General features: G+C 70.9%; 18 protein-coding genes. 9 read left to right on the top strand and 9 right to left on the bottom strand.

The annotated features are described in order from the left end of the window. Positions 1–12: 12 nt before the first annotated feature. Positions 13–1,257: an FAD-dependent monooxygenase gene (locus ASC76_RS13030; RefSeq protein ID WP_056466285.1), complete on the bottom strand. Its 1,245-nt coding sequence runs from the start codon at positions 1,255–1,257 to the stop codon at positions 13–15. Positions 1,258–1,351: 94 nt separating this feature from the next. Between ASC76_RS13030 and ASC76_RS13025 the strand changes: the two genes are divergently transcribed. The 5 genes from ASC76_RS13025 to ASC76_RS13005 are packed head-to-tail and all read left to right on the top strand — an operon-like array spanning position 1,352 to position 7,441. Next, positions 1,352–2,401: an SPFH domain-containing protein gene (locus tag ASC76_RS13025; RefSeq protein ID WP_056466281.1), complete on the top strand. Its 1,050-nt coding sequence runs from the start codon at positions 1,352–1,354 to the stop codon at positions 2,399–2,401. Positions 2,402–2,417: 16 nt separating this feature from the next. Then, complete coding sequence (locus ASC76_RS13020; protein ID WP_056466278.1) at positions 2,418–4,019, top strand: DUF4178 domain-containing protein; 1,602 nt, start codon at positions 2,418–2,420, stop codon at positions 4,017–4,019. Positions 4,020–4,047: 28 nt separating this feature from the next. Then, complete coding sequence (locus ASC76_RS13015) at positions 4,048–4,272, top strand: DUF350 domain-containing protein (RefSeq protein ID WP_056466275.1); 225 nt, start codon at positions 4,048–4,050, stop codon at positions 4,270–4,272. Next, a complete protein-coding gene (locus ASC76_RS13010) occupies positions 4,227–5,795 on the top strand; it encodes a polyamine aminopropyltransferase (RefSeq protein ID WP_371262118.1) in 1,569 nt (522 codons plus the stop codon). Before ASC76_RS13015 ends, ASC76_RS13010 begins: the two co-directional genes overlap by 46 nt. Beyond that, positions 5,792–7,441, top strand: coding sequence for an FAD-dependent oxidoreductase (locus ASC76_RS13005; protein ID WP_371262117.1), 1,650 nt, complete (start codon positions 5,792–5,794; stop codon positions 7,439–7,441). The genes ASC76_RS13010 and ASC76_RS13005 overlap by 4 nt, the downstream gene beginning before the upstream one ends. A 12-nt stretch (positions 7,442–7,453) precedes the next feature. Here the strand turns inward: ASC76_RS13005 and ASC76_RS13000 are convergent, their stop codons facing one another. Continuing rightward, positions 7,454–8,917 carry a sensor domain-containing diguanylate cyclase gene (locus tag ASC76_RS13000; RefSeq protein WP_235580424.1) on the bottom strand — a complete coding sequence of 488 codons (1,464 nt, stop codon included), beginning with the start codon at positions 8,915–8,917 and terminating at the stop codon, positions 7,454–7,456. Next, on the bottom strand, positions 8,914–10,308 hold the full coding sequence (locus ASC76_RS12995) for an aminopeptidase P N-terminal domain-containing protein (protein ID WP_056467404.1): 1,395 nt from the start codon (positions 10,306–10,308) through the stop codon (positions 8,914–8,916). Before ASC76_RS12995 ends, ASC76_RS13000 begins: the two co-directional genes overlap by 4 nt. Before the next feature lie 92 nt (positions 10,309–10,400). Between ASC76_RS12995 and ASC76_RS12990 the strand changes: the two genes are divergently transcribed. Continuing rightward, positions 10,401–11,381, top strand: a complete 981-nt coding sequence (locus ASC76_RS12990; RefSeq protein WP_056466265.1) for an aldo/keto reductase — start codon at positions 10,401–10,403, stop codon at positions 11,379–11,381. Positions 11,382–11,396: 15 nt separating this feature from the next. Here ASC76_RS12990 and ASC76_RS12985 read toward each other — a convergent pair whose 3' ends face one another. From ASC76_RS12985 to speD, 5 genes are all read right to left on the bottom strand, one after another. Continuing rightward, positions 11,397–11,768 carry a hypothetical protein gene (locus ASC76_RS12985; RefSeq protein ID WP_056466261.1) on the bottom strand — a complete coding sequence of 124 codons (372 nt, stop codon included), beginning with the start codon at positions 11,766–11,768 and terminating at the stop codon, positions 11,397–11,399. 10 nt (positions 11,769–11,778) lie between these two features. Further along, positions 11,779–12,195, bottom strand: a complete 417-nt coding sequence (locus ASC76_RS12980; RefSeq protein ID WP_056466258.1) for a phage holin family protein — start codon at positions 12,193–12,195, stop codon at positions 11,779–11,781. 21 nt (positions 12,196–12,216) lie between these two features. Continuing rightward, on the bottom strand, positions 12,217–12,534 hold the full coding sequence (locus ASC76_RS12975; protein ID WP_056466254.1) for a YqjD family protein: 318 nt from the start codon (positions 12,532–12,534) through the stop codon (positions 12,217–12,219). Positions 12,535–12,689: 155 nt separating this feature from the next. Next, positions 12,690–13,391: an N-acetylmuramate alpha-1-phosphate uridylyltransferase MurU gene (gene murU / locus ASC76_RS12970; protein ID WP_056466251.1), complete on the bottom strand. Its 702-nt coding sequence runs from the start codon at positions 13,389–13,391 to the stop codon at positions 12,690–12,692. After that, a complete protein-coding gene (speD, locus tag ASC76_RS12965; protein ID WP_056466248.1) occupies positions 13,388–13,783 on the bottom strand; it encodes an adenosylmethionine decarboxylase in 396 nt (131 codons plus the stop codon). The genes murU and speD overlap by 4 nt, the downstream gene beginning before the upstream one ends. A gap of 105 nt (positions 13,784–13,888) precedes the next feature. Between speD and tkt the strand changes: the two genes are divergently transcribed. From tkt to gap, 3 genes are all read left to right on the top strand, one after another. Further along, positions 13,889–15,952 carry a transketolase gene (tkt, locus tag ASC76_RS12960; RefSeq protein ID WP_056466245.1) on the top strand — a complete coding sequence of 688 codons (2,064 nt, stop codon included), beginning with the start codon at positions 13,889–13,891 and terminating at the stop codon, positions 15,950–15,952. Positions 15,953–16,032: 80 nt separating this feature from the next. Continuing rightward, positions 16,033–16,626 (top strand): PKD domain-containing protein, encoded by a 594-nt coding sequence (locus ASC76_RS12955; protein WP_056466242.1) that lies wholly within the window; start codon positions 16,033–16,035, stop codon positions 16,624–16,626. 58 nt (positions 16,627–16,684) lie between these two features. After that, positions 16,685–17,683 (top strand): type I glyceraldehyde-3-phosphate dehydrogenase, encoded by a 999-nt coding sequence (gene gap, locus ASC76_RS12950; RefSeq protein WP_056466239.1) that lies wholly within the window; start codon positions 16,685–16,687, stop codon positions 17,681–17,683. Positions 17,684–17,749: 66 nt separating this feature from the next. On the opposite strand, the gene ASC76_RS12945 is transcribed toward gap, so the two are convergent. Then, positions 17,750–18,457 (bottom strand): glycine zipper 2TM domain-containing protein, encoded by a 708-nt coding sequence (locus tag ASC76_RS12945; RefSeq protein ID WP_056466236.1) that lies wholly within the window; start codon positions 18,455–18,457, stop codon positions 17,750–17,752. Positions 18,458–18,555: the final 98 nt, after the last annotated feature.

Below are 18,555 nucleotides of genomic sequence, written 5' to 3'. Positions count from 1 at the left end.
GCGCGGCGCCGCTCAGCGGCGCCCGAACATCATCTGCCGCGCCAGCGCCGATTTCGCCGGGCCGAGCAGTTGCAGCGCCGCGAGGCCGAGCCCGCGCGCCGCGCCGGCGCCGGGCAGCTTCCAGGTGAAGCTGCGGGCGAGGAAATCGGTCGCGGCGATCATCGCCCAGCGGTCCGGGCCGCGCTGCCATTCGAGGCGGCGCAGCACCGCGTCGACATCCGGGTTGCGCGCCAGCGCATGCACCAGCTCGAACGCGTCGCGCAGCCCGAGGTTCAGGCCCTGGCCGGCGACCGGGTGCAGTGTCTGCGCGGCGTTGCCGATGCGCACCGTGCGGCCCTCGGTCAATGTGCGTTCGGCGCTCAGGCCGAGCGCGAAGTCCTTCAGCGGCGTGACCGACGCGATCCGGCCCGCGGCCGGGTGGAAGATGCTGTTGAGCACGGTCACGCGCTGCGCCGCGTCGAGCTCGCGCACCGGGTCGTCGTCGGTCGGCACGCACCAGACCAGGCCGGCACCGCCGGCCTTCAGCGGCAGCAGCGCGGCGGGGCCGTGGCGCGTGAAGCGTTCGAACGCGACGCCCTTGGCCCGCGTCGCGTCGTCCTCGAACGTCACCTGGCCGACCCACGCGGTCTGGCGGTAGTCGTGCCGGATCGACGGGCGCTCGGTCGCGCGCACCAGCTGCCGCGACGGATCGGTGGTGAACACGCCGCCCTCGGCGACGATCGCCAGGTCGAAGCGCTCGGCGATGCCGGCATCGACCTCGACCCCATGCTCCAGGTTCTTCAGCGCCGCGACCGGCTGGCCGAAGCGGCTGTGCAGGCGCTTCGGCGCCGCGGCCTCGGCTGCCAGCCAGGCCTGCTGCAGGGGTGCCACGATGCTGCCGTAGCTCAGCACCGCGCCGAGCAGCGGCACCGCCTCGTCGACCGCGCGGATGCGCAGCTCGGGCTCGCCCAGCAGATCGGCCAGCCGGCCCGGCAGCGGCAGCATCGACGGCGGCTGCTGCGACACGTGGACCTCGAGGATTGGCTGCGCCAGCTCGGCGCGCCAGGCACCGAGCCGCTCGAGCAGCTGCACGCTGCCGAGCGACAGCGCCAGCGTGCGCGGGTCGCCGGACACGTCCTTGTCGACCGGGCGTGCGTCGAACAGCGTCACCTGCGAATCGGGCAGCGCGCGCGCCGCTTGCAGCGCGAGCGCCAGGCCGACCGGGCCGGCGCCGATGACCGCGATGTGGAGCGCTGTGACGGGTGGGGTTTCAGGCATGCGGACTCACCCGTTGCAGGGGGTTGAAAAAGGAGGCTCCGGCGTATTATTCGCCGCACCCGGATCCCCGGGGGTTCTGGAGGAGCGATCTGCCATGGCGCTGATGGATTTCATCAAGAAACAGTTCATCGACATCATCGAGTGGATGGAGACGGGGGACGGCACGCTCGCGTGGCGCTACCCCATGGAGGACCGCGAAATCCAGAACGGCGGCTCGCTGACGGTGCGCGAGTCGCAGATGGCCGTGTTCGTCAACGAGGGCAAGATCGCCGACGCGTTCGGCCCCGGCCGCTACACGCTGACGACCGCGACCTTGCCGATCCTGACTTACCTGAAGAACTGGGACAAGCTCTTCAAGAGCCCGTTCAAGAGCGACGTCTATTTCTTCAGCACGCGCCAGCAGGTCGACCAGCGCTGGGGCACGACCCAGCCGGTGACCATCCGCGACAAGGACTTCGGCGCCGTGCGGCTGCGCGCGTTCGGCAACTACAGCTACCGGATCGCCGATCCTAAGCTGTTCCACACCGAGATTTCCGGCACGCGCGATACCTACACCGTGGCCGACCTCGACGGCCAACTGCGCGGGCTGATGCTGCAGCACATCTCGGATGCGGTGGCCTCCAGCGGCGTCGCGTTCCTCGACCTCGCGGCCAACCAGGTCGAGTTCGCGAAGGCGCTGCTCGACGCGACCGCGCCGTCGTTCGCCGCGCTCGGCCTCAAGCTCGAGAGCGTGACGATGCAGAGTGTCTCGCTGCCCGAGGAGCTGCAGAAGATCCTCGACCAGAAGATCGGCATGGGCATGGTCGGCGGCGACATGGGCAAGTTCATGCAGTACCAGACCGCGCAGGCGATCCCGAAGTTCGCCGAGGGGGCGGCCAACGGCGGCGGCGTGGTCGGCGACGCGATGGGCCTGGGCGCCGGGGTCGCGCTCGGCCAGGTGATGGCCCAGCAGCTCGGCCAGGGCCTGAGCGCGAATGCGCCCGGGGCGCCGGCTGCGGCCGCCGGTGCTGCCGCGGCGGTGGGCGTGAAGCCCGAGGACGTGATGGCCACGCTCGAGAAACTCGGCGAACTCAAGACCAAGGGCATCCTGACCCAGGACGAGTTCGACGCGAAGAAGGCGGAGCTGCTGAAGAAGCTCGTCTGACCTGGCCAGCGCCCACTTGGCCACCGAACCGTCCCCGCAGCGCGCCTACCGCGCGGCGTGTCCCAACTGCGGCGCGCCGGTCGAGTTTCGATCGGCGGCGTCGGCGTTCGCCGTCTGCAGCTTCTGCAAGAGCACGGTCGTGCGCGAGGGCGACGCGCTGCGCAAGATCGGCGAGAGCGCCGAGGTCTTCGACGACTTCTCGCCGCTGCAGCTGGGCGCCGCCGGCACCTACCAGGGCGCGGCGTTCACGCTGGTCGGCCGACTGCAGTACCGCTACAGCGACGGCACGTGGAACGAATGGCACGTGCTGTTCGACAGCGGCAAGTCCGGCTGGCTGAGCGAGGACAACGGCCGCTACGTGATCGCGTTCGACGCGCCGCTGGCCGCCCCGGCGCCGGCGGCGGGCAGCCTGCGCGCCGGCGCACCGGTGCAGGTGGAAGGGCAGGCGTGGTCGGTCGCGTCGATCACGAGCGCCACGCTGCTGGCCGCGCAGGGCGAGCTGCCGCGCCGGCCGAACGGGGCCGGCAGCTTCGTCGTCGCCGACCTGCGCAACACCCGCGGCGAGGTCGGCACGCTCGACTACAGCGAACGCGACGCTCCCGGCTGGTCGATCGGCCGCTCGGTCGCGTTGAGCGAGCTCGCGCTGACCGGGCTCGCGGACGCGACCGAGAAGACGCTGAAGGGCAAGACCGTCGAATGCCCGAGCTGCGGCACCGCGCTCGAGATCAAGCTCGCGACGACCCAATCGATCGTCTGCACCCAGTGCCATGCGGTGGTCGACGTGTCGAAAGGCGTCGGCGGCGCGCTGCAGCATTACGCGCAGGCCAACGGCAGCGAGCCGCAGATCCCGCTCGGCAGCACCGGCACGCTCGCGCTCGGCAAGGCGGTGCTGCCGTGGCAGGTGGTCGGCTACGCCGAGCGCTGCGAGGTCGACCAGGGCGAAGGCGATGAGCAGACCTTCTGGCGCGAGTACCTGCTGTACCACCGCACCGAAGGCTTCGCGTTCCTGGTCGACGCGCAGGACGGCTGGAGCTGGACCGCGCCGCTGACCGGCGTGCCGTCCGGAAGCGGGCAGGTCGTGAGTTACCAGGGCGCGACCTACCGCAAGCTCTACGACTACACCGGCATGGTCACCTACGTGCTGGGCGAGTTCTACTGGCAGGTCACGCGCAACCAGCGCACGTTCAACAGCGACTACCAGGGCACCGGCAGTGCCGGCGCCAAGCGCCTGAACCGCGAGCAGACCGGCGACGGTGCGACGCAGGAGGTGGTCTGGTCGGGCGGCGAGACGCTGTCGGCCGAGACGGTGCTGAAGGCCTTCCGCCTCGCGCCCGACAAGAGCGCCGCGCTGCAGCGCGATGCGTTGCCGACGTCGCTGAACGGTGCGTCGCTGCTCGCCAAGATCTTCTTCTGGGCCTTCGTCGTGATCGTCGTGCTGATGCTGTTCCGTTGCAGCCGCGGGGGGAGGTCGTCCAATTGCGACGAGGTGCGCAGCACCTTCGGCGCGGCCTCGTCCGAGTACCAGAACTGCCTGAACAGCAACCGCAGCGGCGGCGGCTACTACGGCGGAACCGGCGGTTCGTTCGGCGGCTTCTCCAGCGGCGGCGGCCACAAGTAGGTTCACATGTTTCGACAGGAGGTTCGCGATGAACGGAATTGAATGGCTGAAGCCCGGCGTGGTCGCCGGCTCGATCCTCTACGCGCTGATCGGCGTGGCGATCTTCTGGATCTGCTTCGTGATCGTCGACAAGCTCACGCCCTACGACCTGTGGAGCGAGATCGTCGAGAAGAAGAACGTCGCGCTGGCCATCGTCGTCGGCGCGATGTGCATCGCGATCGGGCTGATCGTCGCGGCCGCGGTCCACGGGTGAATCCAGCGCCGCGCCCGGCCGAGGTCGCGCTACTCGCGTCGGTCTTCGTCGTCGCGGCCTGCGGGCTGGTCTACGAGCTCGCGGCCGGCACGCTGGCGAGCTACCTGCTGGGCGACTCGATCCTGCAGTTCTCGACCGTGATCGGCGCCTACCTGTTCGCGATGGGCGTCGGTTCGTACCTGTCGCGCTTCTTCGAGCGGCAGCTGGTCGCGCACTTCCTGCGCATCGAACTGCTGGTCGGTCTCGTCGGTGGGCTGATGCCGGTGGCGCTGTTCGCGCTGCAGTCGCTCGCGAGCAGCTCGTTCCGCTTCGCGCTGTACGCGCTGGTGCTGCTGGTGGGCATCCTGGTCGGGCTGGAGATCCCGCTGGTGATGCGCATCCTGCGGCGCCACCAGCACGGCGGCATCGGCAAGCTCGTCTCGCAGGTGCTGACCTTCGACTACCTGGGCGCGCTCGCGGTCGCGGTCGCGTTCCCGCTGCTGCTGGTGCCGCACCTCGGGCTGATCCGCACCGGCGCGCTGTTCGGTTTGATGAACGCGGCGGTGGCAGTCTGGGCGCTGCTGCTGTTCCGCGGCGAGCTGCGCCGCTTGGGCGCGCACGCGCTCGCGTGCGCCGCGACGATCGCCGCGCTGCTCGCCGCATTCGCCGCGGCCGACCACGTGACCACTTGGGCCGAGGACCGCTTCTATGCCGACACCGTGCTGTTCAGCGAATCGACCCCGTACCAGCGCGTCGTCGTCACCGCCAGCCCGCAGGGCGTGCGCCTCTTCCTGAACGGCAACCTGCAGTTCCACTCGCGCGACGAGTACCGGTATCACGAGGCGCTGGTCCACCCGGCGATGGCGGCACACGGGGCGCCGAAACAGGTGCTGGTGCTCGGTGGCGGCGACGGCATGGCGGCGCGCGAGATCCTCAAGTACCCGAGCGTCGAACGCGTCACGCTGGTCGAGCTCGATCCGCGCATGACGCAGCTGTTCTCGATCCAGCCGCTGCTGCGCCAGTTGAACCGCGATGCGTTGCTGTCGCCGAAGGTGCACATCGTCAACGCCGATGCGTTCGGCTGGCTCGAGCAGGACGCGGGTCGCTACGACGTGATCGTGGTCGACTTCCCCGACCCCACCAACTTCTCGATCGGCAAGCTCTACACCTCGAGCTTCTACCGCCTGCTCGACCAGCACCTCACGGCGAGCGGCTACGCGGTCGTGCAGACGACTTCGCCGCTGATCGCGCGCAAGAGCTTCTGGACCGTCGCGACCACGCTGGAGGCCGCGGGCCTCGCGACCACGCCGTACCACGCGCACGTGCCGAGCTTCGGCGAATGGGGCTTCATCCTCGCGAGCCGCCGGCCGTTCCGGATGCCGACCGCGCTGCCCGCCGGCCTGCGCTTCCTGTCGCCAGCCGACCTGCCGACGCTGTTCAACTTCCCGCTCGACATGGCGCGCGTGCCGACCGAGGTGAACCGACTCTCCAACCAGGTGCTGGTGCAAACCTTCGAAGAGGAATGGGGCAAGGTGCACCAGTGACGTCGCCCGCGACGATCCGCCGCCGCACGCTGCTGGCGGGCGCCGCGCTCGCGCCGCTGGCGGCCTGCACGCGCGATGCGCCGGCCACCTACGGCGGCGGCTGGATCGGCGCGAGCGCGGAGCGCGGGCACCGTGTGCGCGATCGGGACGCGCTGCTGCGCGCCGCACCGGCCGTGCAGCGCCGCGTCGGCGCGATCGTGGTCGGCGCCGGCGTGTCGGGCCTGGCCGCCGCACGCGCGCTGGCGCGTGCCGGTATCGACGACGTCCATGTGTTCGACCTCGAAGACGCGGCCGGCGGCAACAGCCGCGGCCACGCGATCGCCGGCATGCGTTGCCCGCTGGGAGCCCATTACCTGCCGGTGCCCGGCGAGCACGCGGTCGAGGTGATCGACCTGCTCGAAGCACTCGGCGTGCGGCGCACCGAGCAGGGCCGGGCGGTCTACGACGAACGGATGCTGTGCCACAGCCCGCAGGAGCGGCTGCACATCGAAGGCTTCTGGCACGACGGGCTGCTGCCGCCGGTCGAGGCGCTGCCGCCGGCGCAACGCGCCGACACGCTCGCGCAATACCGCCGGTTCGGTGCGGCGGTCGACGCGGCCGGCGCCGACGGCGCGTTCGCGATGCCGACCGCGCGCAGCACCTGGAGCGCGCAACTCGGCGCGCTCGACGCCGTCACCTTCGCGGCGTGGCTCGACGCGCAGGGCCTGAACGCGCCAGCGCTGCGCTGGTACCTCGACTACTGCTGCCGCGACGACTACGGCGCCGGCGCCGCGCAGGTCTCGGCCTGGGCCGGGCTGCACTACTTCGCGAGCCGGCACGGCTTCCACGCGCCCGGTGACGCGGCGGAGGAGCGCGATGGCGTGCTGACCTGGCCGGAGGGCAACGCCTGGCTCGCGCGGCAACTCGCGCAGCCGCTGCGGGACCGGCTGCACACTGGTTGCGTCGCGCTGCGGGCCACCGAGGCGCGCGACGCGGTCGATGTCGATCTGTGGAACGTGGCCGCGCAGCGCAGCGAGCGCTGGCAGGCCGCGCATGTTGTGATGGCGGTGCCGTTGTTCGTTGCGCAGCGGCTGCTCGCCGCGCCGCCGGCCGCGTTGACGGCGGCCGCTGCGGTGCCGCATGCGCCGTGGCTGGTTTCGAACCTGCACCTGGGCGAACCGCTGGACGAGCGGCCCGGCGCGCCGCTGTCCTGGGACAACGTGGTCTACGACCCGGCGCGGGCCGAGCCCACACTCGGCTACGTCGACGCGATGCACCAGAGCACGCGCAGCCTGCCGGGCCCGACCGTGCTGACGGCGTATTGGGCGCTCGGCGGCGATTCGCCCGCGCAACTGGCGGCGGCGCGCGCGCGGCTGCTGGAGCAGCCGTGGTCGACCTGGGCCGGCGCCGTCGTCGCCGACCTGGCGCGCGTCCACCCCGACCTGCCCGGCAAGCTGAAGCAGATCGACCTGATGCGCTACGGCCATGCGATGAGCGTGCCGGTGCCCGGCGTGCGCAGCAGCGCGGCGCTGCGCGCGCTGGCCGTGCCGCAGCGCCGCGTGCACTTCGCGCACACCGACCTGTCGGGCTACTCGGTGTTCGAGGAGGCGATGTACCAGGGCGCGCGCGCGGCCGCCCAGGTCGTCCGGCGCGACGCCGGCGCGTGAGCGGGCAGTCGTTCAGTCGTCCAGCGGTGCCGGCCGCGTGCGGCGGTCCATGCCGGACTGGGTGTAGAAGTCGCGCTTGGCCGCGAACATGCGGTCGTCGGCGCGCGACACCATCGCCTCGAGCCGCTCGCCGGCCCGCGCGGTCGCGCAGCCCATCGCCAGGCTGAGCACCGCGCCGGGGTAGTACTGGTTGTTCAGGTCCACCAGCGACTGGATGCGCTCGATCATCGCGGTGCCGGCGCGCTCGTCCTCGCCCGGCATCAGCAGCACGAACTCGTCGCCGCCGATGCGCGCGGCGCAGGCGGGCTTGTCCGCCAGCTTGCCGAGCACCTCGCCGGCGCGGCGCAGCAGCGCGTCGCCGGCGGCGTGGCCGGCCTGGTCGTTGGTCGCCTTCAGCCGGTTCAGGTCGATCGCGACGATCGTCACTGGCCACGGGCCCTTGCGTTCCACGCGGTGCAGTTCGTCCTCGAAGTACGCGCGGTTGCGCAGCTGCGTCAGCACGTCGTGCTTGCCCAGGTATTCGAGGTAGGCCTCGGCCTTCTTGCGCGCGGTGATGTCGATCAGCGCGACCTGCACCAGGCGCCAGTCGTGCTCCGCGCCGGGCAGCACCGAGAACTGCAGCAGCACGTTGATCAGCTCGCCGTCGAGCCGGTAGTTGATGACCTCGCGGTGCTGCATCAGCTTGCCGTGCCACAGGTCGATCAGCTGCTCGGCGAACGGCGTGTGCATCTCGTCGCGGAACACCCGGTCGATGTTGCGCAGCAGCGTGTCCTTGTCGGGCGCGTGGAACATCTCGAGCGTGCGACGGTTCACGTCGATCACGCGGATCTCCTGCATGCAGCGGGTCACGAACTCCGGGTGCACCTGCGTGAACACGCGAAAGTCCTCGATGCCGCGGGCACGCAGGTCGTCGAGCAGGCGCTTGATGGCGCTGAAGTCCTCGACCCACAGCGAGACCGGCGAATCCTCGAACAGGCCGCGCGCGTAGCGCTCCGACTGCGCCACGCGCACCTCGGCCCGGCTGCGCTCGGTGACGTCCTCGATCGCGACCAACACGCGCGACCAGTCGTCGGCATGGCCGGGCAGTACGCTGCCGTTGACGAGGATGTCCAGGCGCTGCCCGTCCAGGGTGTAGTTGACGGTCTGGCTGGCGAACGCGAGCTTGCCGTCCCACAACGCGACCAGCTCTTCGATGTGCGTCTCCAGCATCGCATCGCGGAACACCCGGTCGAGGTTGGCCACCAGCTGCGCGGTGTCGGCGGCGCCGAACAGCGTCAGCGTGCGGCGATTGACCTTCAGCACCTTCAGGCAGCGGCTGCACTCGGCCACGCGCGTGCGGTCGGCGTTCAGGTGCGCGCGCAGGTCGGTCACGCCGACGGCGCGCCAGGTCGCGAACAGCTCGTGCAAGGCACTGTAGTCCTCGAGCCAGAGCGACACGGGCGCGAGCTCGAACATCTCCTCGTAGTCGGTGGTCATGCGGCGTCGCGCATCAGCGCCTCGATCTCGCCGGCCTCGACCGGCACGCCGCGGCTGATCAGCTCGCAGCCGGTGTCCGTGACGACCGCATCGTCCTCGATGCGGATGCCGATGTGCCAGAAGCGTTCCGGCACGCCGAGCGCCGGGCGCACGTACAGCCCGGGCTCCAGCGTCACGACCATGCCTGCTTCGAGCACGCGCGACGGCTTGGCGTGGATGGTGCGGCCGGCGCCATCGAGCCGCTCGACCGGCGCCTCGCCGAGCGAGAGGTACTCGCCCACGTCGTGCACGTCGCGGCCCAGCCAGTGGCCGGTGCCGTGCATGTAGAACTGGCGGTAGGCGGTCGCGGCGATCGCATCGTCGACGCCGCCGACCGCGTCGCGGTCGAGCAGCCCCGAATCGAGCATGCCTTGCGTGAGCACGCGCACCGCGGCGTGGTGCGCGTCGAGGTGGCGCGCGCCGGGACGGGTGACGGCCGCCGCGGCCCGCTGCGCAGCGAGCACGATGTCGTAGAGCTCGCGCTGCGCCGGCGTGAAGCGGCCATCGGCCGGGAAGGTGCGGGTGATGTCGCTCGCGTAGCCGTCGAGCTCGCAGCCGGCGTCGATCAGGCACAGCTCGCCGGCGCGCAACTCGGCGTCGCTGGCGGCGTAGTGCAGCACGCAGGCGTTCGCGCCGGCCGCGACGATGGACGGGTACGCCGGGCTCTGCGCGCCGCGGCGCCGGAACTCGTGCAGCAGCTCGGCCTCGATCTCGTACTCGCGCACCGTGCCGTCCGGCGCGGCGCGGAAGCGTGCGGCCGAGAAGCGCATCGCGCGGGCGTGCGCGTCGGCGCTGATCTGCGCGGCGCGGCGCATCGTCGCGAGTTCGGCGGCGTCCTTGCGCACGCGCATCTCGGCGAGCAGCGGCGCGAGGTCGCGCACCGCGGCCGGCGCCTCGACCCCGCTGCGCGCGCGCGACCGCAGCGTCGCGAGCCAGCCGTCGATGCGCGGCGCCACGCCCGCGCCGGGCTGGAACGGGAACCAGACCGCCGGCGCACCGGCGAGCCACTCGAGCATGAAGGCGTCGAGCGTCTCGATGTCGAACGCGCTGTCCACGCCGAGCGCGGCGGGCGCCGCGTCGACGCCGAGCCGCACGCCTTCCCAGATCTCCATCTCGGGGTTCTTCGCGCGGCAGCCGATCGCGCACGCGCCGCTGGCGTTCAGCACCAGCCAGGCGCCGGGCTCGTCGAAGCCGGTCAGGTGGTGAAACGAGCTGTCGTGGCGGTACGGGTGGTCGTTGTCGCTGTTGCGGTTGCGCTCGGGCGCGGTCGGGATGACGGCGACGCCGCCGCCGGCCGCGCGCAAGGCCGCCGCGAGTCGCGCGCGCCGCGCGGGGTAGACGGAGGAATCCATGCCCGAACTGTAGCCGGGCCACGCCGCGTCAGCGGCAGCGTGGTGCATCGGCTAACCTCGCCGCACTCTCGACACGAACATCGGAACACACCATGCAATACCGACGACTGGGCCGCAGCGGCCTGCAGGTCAGCGAACTCTCGCTCGGCTCCTGGGTCACGTACCACAACCAGGTGGACACGGCCGCCGCGACCGAGATGCTGGCCGCCGCGATGGACGGCGGCGTCAACTTCTTCGACAACGCCGAGGTCTACGCCAATGGCGAGAGCGAGCGCGTGATGGGCGCCGCGTTCAGGGCGCTGAAGTGGCCGCGTCTGAACTACCTGGTCTCCACCAAGTTCTTTTGGGGGCTGGCGACCGAGGGCGCCGGCATCAACCGCAAGAACACGCTGAACCGCAAGTACCTGATGCAGGCCATCGACGGCTCGCTGCAGCGCATGGGTCTGGACCACATCGACCTGGTCTACTGCCACCGCCCCGACCCGGCCACGCCGATCGACGAGACGGTGCGCGCGATGAGCGACATGATCACGCAGGGCAAGGCGCTCTACTGGGGCACCAGCGAATGGAGCGCCGGCGAGATCCGCGCCGCGTGGGACATCGCCGACCGCCATCACTTGCACAAGCCCGTGGTGGAGCAGCCGCAGTACCACCTGTTCCACCGCCAGCGGGTCGAGAAGGAATACTCGCGGCTCTACGATGACATCGGCCTGGGCCTGACGACCTGGAGCCCGCTGGCCAGCGGCCTGCTCACCGGCAAGTACAAGGACGGCATCCCGCCCGGCAGCCGCGGCGCGCTCGAGAACATGGGCTACCTCGCGAAGAGCCTGACCGACGCGAAGAAGCTCGCCGCCGTCGAGCAGCTGGCGCCGATCGCGGCGGAGCTGGGCTGCAGCGTCGCGCAGCTGGCGATCGCGTGGGCCGCGAAGAACCCGCGTGTCAGCACCGTGATCACCGGCGCGTCGAAGCTGTCGCAGCTGCAAGCGAACCTGGGCGCGGTCGACGTGATCGCGAAGCTGACGCCCGAGGTGATGGCGCGGATCGACGCGATCAGCGCACCGATCGCGCAATGAACGCCGCGCGCCCGCTCAGGGGCGCTTGAACACGCGCCACGCGTACCAGGCGCCGGTGCCCAGCAGCGCGACGACGCCTAGCCGGCGCGCGCTGCGCAGGCTGCGGCGCAGGCCGAACGCCGGCGCCAGCCCGCCGACCAGCGCGGCGGCGGTGCGGTAGCGGCGCAGCAGCCCCAGCCCCAACGCGAGCCAGCCGGCGGTGTTCGCCGGCAGCTGGTTCGCGCCGAACAGCGCCTGCCCGACGCCGCCGGGCAGCGCCGAGCGCAGCAAGTGCGGCACGCTCGCGGCCTGGCGCACGCGGCCCAGATCGCTGCGCAGCATGCTGCGCTCGAAGGCGATGCGGGTGAGCAGCAACTGCTTGCGGGCGTCGCGGTCCATCATCGTCATCACGCGGTCCTCAACGCCGCTCGGGCGCCGCGCTGGACGGCTCCGGAGCGGCCTCGCCGCGCATGAACGCGGCATCGTTGCGCAACTCGGTCAGCGTGTCGGCCAGCAGCGGCGGGTGACCCCGCAACCGCTCGCGCAGCCACAGCAGCACGGCGACGCCGGCCACGAGGTACACCAGCGCGATCCAGCCGAGCACCGCGTAGCCCAGCGTCGACCACAGCGCAAGGGCGATCCAGGCCGAGAGCGCCAGCGCCGCGCCGGCCAGCAGCAGCGCCGCGGCGAACGCAGCGACCAGCGTGAACACCAGCCGCGCGCGCGCTTCGCCGAGCTCGATGCTGGCCAGCTCGAGCCGGCTCTGCAGCATGCCGAACAGGCCGCCGCCGAGGCGCGTCAACGCCTCCAGCAGGCCTGGGTCGTCACGGCTCATTCGCGAGTCTCGGGAGCCAGATCAGCGACGGCCGATCAGCAGCCCGATCACGACGCCGACGCTGGCGGCAGCGACGATCGAGCGCCACGGGTTCTCGTGCACGTAGTCGTCGGTCGCGGTGGCGGCGGCCTTGCCCTTCTGCACGGCGGCGGACTGGGCGTCGTCGATCTTGGCGCGCAGCGCCTTCAGCTGCTGCATGGCCTTGGCGCGCAGCTCGGCGGCGCGTTCGCCGGTGCTGTTGGCGGCCTGGGTGAGCATGTCCTCGGCGCCGCTGATGGCGTCGTTGACGGCGGTCTGGGCGGCGTCCGAAATCTCGGCGGCGGTGGCTTTGGCGTTCATCGGGGGGTTCCTTCGTTCATGGCGCACACATCGACGGCCAGCCGCTGCGCTCGGTGCGGCCAGCCCGGGAGAAGGGTCCCAACGATCAGCAATCCTCGTGCCGCGCTCTCGTGTGATCCGGGGCGGCTGCTCCTGCAGCCATCATAGTGCGCGAATCAGCGATTCAACGTGTCCAACTGCGCCGGCGTGCCGACGTTCTCCCAGGCGCCGGTGTAGACCTCGGCCGTGATGCGCCGCTGGCGCATGCCGTCGAACAGCAGCGGCGCGAGCGCGACCTTGGTGCCGGGCACGACGCCGGCCACCAGCGCGCCGCGCATCAGTGCGAAGTTGGCATAGGTCCAGGTGCGGCCGTCAGGCCCCGGGCCATCGGCCAGGCCGTACCCGTCGGCGTCGAGGCCGAAGTCACCGCGAGGATGGAACGGCGGGTTCGGGACGAGCCAGAGGTGCGCCTGCGCGCTGCCCGCGGCGAAGCGCTCGACCGCCGCGGCGTCGAAGCCGAAGTCCGGCGCATGGATGTCGCCGGAGACGACCCAGAACGGCTCGTCCGCGTGGTCGACCAGCAGCGGCAGCGCCGTCGCGATGCCGCCGGCGGTCTCCAGCGCGCCGCCGAAGTCGCGGCCTTCCATCGAATACCGCAGCGCCACGCCGAAGCGCGCGCCGTCGCCGAGCGCCGCGACGATCTGGTCCTCCAGCCACGCGGTGTTGACGACGATCTCGCGCACGCCGGCTCGCGCCAGCGCCTCGATGTGCCACTCGATCAACGGTTTGCCGCGCACCGGCAGCAGCGGTTTCGGCGTGTGGTCGGTCAGCGGCCGCATGCGCTGGCCGCGGCCGGCCGCCAGGATGATGGCCTTCATGACGACCCCTCGCGACCGCGTTCGAGCGCATGGCGTTCGACCCGGCCCGGCGCGAACGCGGCCAGCAGCGCTTCGAGCAGCGCGTGCGCGCGCGCCGAGTTGTCGCCGCCAAGGTTGCAGACGTAGACATCCAGCGTCACGCCGCCGATCTCGGGCCAGGTGTGGACGGCGAGGTGCGATTCGGCCAGCAGCACCACCCCGGTGATGCCCACCGGCGCACCGGCCCGCACGCCGGGCGCCGGCGCGAAGCGGTGGAACAGTTCGGCGACCGGCTGCAGGCCCGCTGCGTGCACGGCGTCGACGCACAGGCGGCGCAGCGCGTCGGGCTCGGTCATCGGCGCGCGGGCGACGGGGCAGTCGCGCAGGTCGGCGGTCAGGTGCAGTCCGTGCATCGCGCGGATTATCCGGGGCCCGCCGGGCGGGCGGCGCGCGCCCCGGGGCCCGCCGACGGCCGCCCCTAAAATGGCGGGCTTTCCGCCCACCCGCAACGGACCCGCATGGCCACCCACTCCAACACCACCAACGCGACCCTGATGGCCAACTCGATCCGCGCGCTCGCGATGGACGCGGTGCAGCAGGCCAATTCCGGCCACCCCGGGGCCCCGATGGGCATGGCCGACATGGCCGTCGCGCTGTGGGGCCGCCACCTGCGCCACAACCCCGGCAACCCGCAGTGGGCCAACCGCGACCGCTTCGTGCTCAGCAATGGCCATGCGTCGATGATCCTGTACGCGCTGCTGCACCTCACCGGCTACGACCTGCCGATGAGCGAGCTGCGCAATTTCCGCCAGCTGCACAGCAAGACGCCGGGCCACCCCGAGCACGGCCTGACGCCGGGCGTCGAGACCACGACCGGCCCGCTCGGCCAGGGCATCGCGAACGCGGTCGGCATGGCGCTGGCCGAGAAGCTGCTGGCGAAGGAATTCAACCGCGATGGCCACGCCATCGTCGACCACCACACCTACGTGTTCCTGGGCGACGGCTGCATGATGGAAGGCATCAGCCACGAGGCGGCCGCGCTGGCCGCGGCGTGGAAGCTCGGCAAGCTGATCGCGCTGTACGACGACAACGGCATCTCGATCGACGGCCAGGTCAAGCCCTGGTTCGTCGACAACACGCCCGAGCGCTTCCGTGCCTACGGCTGGAACGTGATCGCCGATGTCGACGGCCACGACGCCGACGCGATCGACGCGGCGATCCGGCAGGCGATCGCCCAGGGCGGCGGCACCGGGCCCGGCGGCGGCAGGCCGACGCTGATCTGCTGCAAGACCGTGATCGGCCAGGGCTCGCCGAATCGGGCCGGCACGGCCAAGGCCCACGGCGAGGCGCTCGGCGCCGACGAGATCAAGCTGACCCGCGAGGCGATCGGCTGGACCAGCGAGCCCTTCGTGATCCCCGAGGAGTCGTACTCGCTGTGGGATGCGCGCCAGCAGGGCCTGGCCGACGAGACGGCCTGGGTCGACGCGTTCGCCGCCTACGCCAAGGCCTACCCCGAACTCGCGGTCGAGTTCGCGCGCCGCATGGACAACGAGCTGCCGAAGAACTGGTCGCAGACGGTGGTCGACGCCGCCGTCGCCGCGCAGACCAAGGCCGAGACCGTCGCCAGCCGCAAGGCCAGCCAGCTCGCGCTCGAGGCCTTCACGAAGGCGCTGCCCGAGCTGATCGGCGGCAGCGCCGACCTGACCGGCTCGAACCTGACCAACACCAGCAGCACCGCGCCGTTCCGCCTCGAGGCCGACGGCAGCTCGAACGGCGGGCGCCATATCAACTACGGCGTGCGCGAATTCGGCATGGCCGCGGTGATGAACGGCATCGCGCTGCACGGCGGGCTGATCCCGTACGGCGGCACCTTCCTCACCTTCAGCGACTACAGCCGCAACGCGATCCGCATGGCCGCGCTGATGAAGCAGCGCGTCATCCACGTCTTCACGCACGACAGCATCGGCCTCGGCGAGGACGGGCCGACCCACCAGTCGATCGAGCACGCCGCGTCGCTGCGGCTGATCCCGGGGCTGGACGTCTGGCGCCCGTGCGACACCGCCGAGACCGTGATCGCCTGGGCCTGTGCGATCGAGAACACCGGCCGCCCGAGCGCGCTGCTGCTGTCGCGCCAGAACCTGCCGTACGCGCCGAAGAAGTCGCTCGACGGCATCTCCAAAGGTGGCTACGTGCTGGCCGAGCCGAGCGAGGTCGGCCTGAACAAGAAGGCGCAGGCGGTGATCATCGCGACCGGCTCGGAAGTGCAGCTCGCGCTGCATGCGCAGCAGGAGCTCGCCAAGCGCGAGAACGGCGGCATCGCCGTCACGGTGGTCTCGATGCCGTCGACCACGGTGTTCGACCGCCAGACCGAGGCCTACAAGACCAGCGTGCTGCCCAAGGGCGTGCCGCGGATCGCGGTTGAGATGGGCGTGACCGGCGGCTGGTGGAAGTACGGCTGCGCGGCCGTCGTCGGCATCGACACCTACGGCGAATCGGCGCCGGCCCCGGTGCTGTTCAAGCACTTCGGCTTCACGACCGAGAATGTCGTGGCCACGGTCCGTCAGGCGCTCGGCAAGCGCTGAAGCGCGACTCGGCTCGCGATCGAATTTTTCCCCGACGCACCCGCGTCCTTTCCCTGTAGAAGTCGACTGAGACAACGACCATGACCCCGAGCCGATACGCCGCCCCGATCCGTGCCACCCTGGCACTCCTCGCCACCGCCGCCGCGCTGGCCTGCGCGCCCGTTGCGGCGCAAACGTTGACCGCGATCAAGGTCGAGCCCGCCACCGCGCGCGTCGGCCAGCCGGTCACGCTGACGGCGCAGTTCGACATCAGCAAGGGCCTGAACTGCAATGTGCGTGTGCGCTTCGGCGACGGCGTGCAGGACGACTTCAAGGTCAACCAGGAGAAGGACGCGACGATGGCGATGACGCACGTCTACCAGAAGCCGGGCAACTACACCGTCGATGTCGAGCCGCGCCGCGCATTGCCGCTGCTGGGATGCCTGGGCGAGCAACTGCATGCCAAGGTCGCCGTGGCGGCGGCTGCACCCGCCGCCGCACCGGCCAAGGCTGCGGCACCGCAGCGTTGCCCGGACGGCTGGACGCTGGTCGCCAAGAGCGTCAACAAGAAGACCGGCGCGTTCCAGTGCAGCGCCAAGCCGAACGCCGCCGCGCCGGCGACGCGCCCGGTCTGCCCGGGCGAGTTGACCTACGTGGAGAATCTGAAGAAAGGCCAGATCGGCTGCCGTCCCTGACCGCCGCCGGCGCCATGCCCCGCTTTCCGAACCCTGAGTCCTCCAAGGAGATTTTCAAATGACCATCAAGATCGGCATCAACGGCTTCGGCCGCATCGGGCGCATGGTGTTCCGCGCCGCCATCCAGAACTTCGAGGAGATCGAGGTTGTCGGCATCAACGACCTGCTCGAGCCCGAGTATCTGGCCTACATGCTGCAGTACGACTCGGTGCATGGCCGTTTCAAGGGCACGATCGCGGTCGACGGCAACACCCTGATCGTCAACGGCAAGAAGATCCGCCTGACGCAGGAACGCGACCCCGCGAACCTGAAGTGGGCCGACGTCGGCGCGGACATCGTCGTCGAGGCCACCGGCCTGTTCCTGACCAAGGAGACCGGCCAGAAGCACATCGATGCGGGCGCGAAGAAGGTGATCATGTCGGCGCCATCGAAGGACGACACGCCGATGTTCGTCTTCGGCGTCAACGACAAGACCTACGCCGGTCAGACGATCATCTCGAACGCCTCGTGCACGACCAACTGCCTGGCGCCGGTCGCGAAGGTGCTGCACGACAAGTGGGGCATCAAGCGCGGCCTGATGACCACCGTGCACGCCACCACCGCGACGCAGAAGACCGTCGACGGCCCGTCGAACAAGGACTGGCGCGGCGGCCGCGGCATCCTCGAGAACATCATCCCGTCGTCGACCGGTGCGGCCAAGGCCGTCGGTGTCGTGATCCCGGAGCTGAACAAGAAGCTGACCGGCATGTCGTTCCGCGTGCCGACCTCCGACGTCTCGGTGATCGACCTGACCGTCGAGCTGGTCAAGGAGGCGAGCTACAAGGAGATCTGCGCCGAGATGAAGGCGCAGTCCCAGGGTGCGATGAAGGGCGTGCTCGGCTACACCGAGGACAAGGTCGTCTCGACCGACTTCCGCGGCGAGTCGATGACCTCGGTGTTCGACGCCGAGGCCGGCATCGCGCTCGACGGCACCTTCGTCAAGGTCGTGTCCTGGTACGACAACGAGTGGGGCTACTCGAACAAGGTGCTCGAGATGGTGCGCGTCGTCGCCAAGTAAGCGGCAGCAGCAACGAGAAGGGCGCCCGAGGGCGCCCTTCTTCATGGCCGATCGAACCGCTTTCGCTCAGCGCCAGTGCCGCCCGCCGCGCCAGCCGCCAACGTAGCCGATGCCGAAGCTGATCGACGGCGCGCCGTAGTAGTACGGCGCGGCAGGGTAGTAATAGACCGGCGGCGGCAGCGGGTCGTAGTAGACCGGCTGCGGCGGCGCGGGCTCGGCGCTCGCCACCGGCGTGTCGTAGGTCGGCACCGGGGTCGACATCACCGGCGCGGGAACCGCGTTGCCGTTCACATCGGCCGGCTGCACGCTGACCGCCAGCCGCTGCCCCGGGTCGCGCGCCAGTCGCGTGCTGTAGCGCTGGCCGGCGTATTCGTACATCACGTCGTAGCCGACCACGCGGTTCTCGTAGCGCGTGGCGGTCTGGCAGCGCCGCACCGGCACCGCGGTGGCGGGCTGGCCATCGGCCTCGATCTGGTTGCCGATCACCGATCCGGCGACGGCGCCGATCCCGGTGGCGGCCGCGCGCCCGAAGCCGCCGCCGACCGTGTGGCCGAGCAGCCCGCCGGCGATGGCGCCGACCACCGCGCCGGCGCCGCTGGGCGCGGGTTGCACGATTTGCTGCGAGTCGCTGCAGCTCTGCCGCTGCACCGGGACGGTGGCGGTGACGGGCGTCGACGAGACGACGGTGGCGTACTCGGCCGCAAAGGCCGCGGGTGCGGCGCATGCCGCACCGACCGCGGCGGCGGCCAGCAGTGGGTGAAGGGCTTGGCGCATGGTCTGGCTCCTGAGTGGATCGAGGGGTTGGCAGCCCCGGCGATCAAAGCATACGCGCTGGCCTGAATGCATTCGCGTGCGCGGCGTAAAGAAGCGTT

The sequence above is a fragment of the Rhizobacter sp. Root404 genome, from assembly GCF_001425865.1.
Lineage (GTDB): Bacteria > Pseudomonadota > Gammaproteobacteria > Burkholderiales > Burkholderiaceae_C > LMDS01.
Note: the sequence above shows the minus strand (reverse complement) of the source record. Positions and strands in the feature narration are given on the sequence as shown.

Coding starts and splice junctions, on each gene's coding strand:
- ASC76_RS13000 (WP_235580424.1), bottom strand. CDS start 8,917: ATGACCACCGACTACGAGGAGATGTTCGAGCTCGCGCCCGTGTCGCTC.
- ASC76_RS13030 (WP_056466285.1), bottom strand. CDS start 1,257: ATGCCTGAAACCCCACCCGTCACAGCGCTCCACATCGCGGTCATCGGC.
- ASC76_RS12975 (WP_056466254.1), bottom strand. CDS start 12,534: ATGAACGCCAAAGCCACCGCCGCCGAGATTTCGGACGCCGCCCAGACC.
- murU (WP_056466251.1), bottom strand. CDS start 13,391: ATGAAGGCCATCATCCTGGCGGCCGGCCGCGGCCAGCGCATGCGGCCG.
- ASC76_RS12980 (WP_056466258.1), bottom strand. CDS start 12,195: ATGAGCCGTGACGACCCAGGCCTGCTGGAGGCGTTGACGCGCCTCGGC.
- ASC76_RS12985 (WP_056466261.1), bottom strand. CDS start 11,768: ATGACGATGATGGACCGCGACGCCCGCAAGCAGTTGCTGCTCACCCGC.
- ASC76_RS12995 (WP_056467404.1), bottom strand. CDS start 10,308: ATGGATTCCTCCGTCTACCCCGCGCGGCGCGCGCGACTCGCGGCGGCC.
- ASC76_RS12990 (WP_056466265.1), top strand. CDS start 10,401: ATGCAATACCGACGACTGGGCCGCAGCGGCCTGCAGGTCAGCGAACTC.
- ASC76_RS13015 (WP_056466275.1), top strand. CDS start 4,048: ATGAACGGAATTGAATGGCTGAAGCCCGGCGTGGTCGCCGGCTCGATC.
- ASC76_RS13025 (WP_056466281.1), top strand. CDS start 1,352: ATGGCGCTGATGGATTTCATCAAGAAACAGTTCATCGACATCATCGAG.
- ASC76_RS12955 (WP_056466242.1), top strand. CDS start 16,033: ATGACCCCGAGCCGATACGCCGCCCCGATCCGTGCCACCCTGGCACTC.
- speD (WP_056466248.1), bottom strand. CDS start 13,783: ATGCACGGACTGCACCTGACCGCCGACCTGCGCGACTGCCCCGTCGCC.
- tkt (WP_056466245.1), top strand. CDS start 13,889: ATGGCCACCCACTCCAACACCACCAACGCGACCCTGATGGCCAACTCG.
- ASC76_RS12945 (WP_056466236.1), bottom strand. CDS start 18,457: ATGCGCCAAGCCCTTCACCCACTGCTGGCCGCCGCCGCGGTCGGTGCG.
- gap (WP_056466239.1), top strand. CDS start 16,685: ATGACCATCAAGATCGGCATCAACGGCTTCGGCCGCATCGGGCGCATG.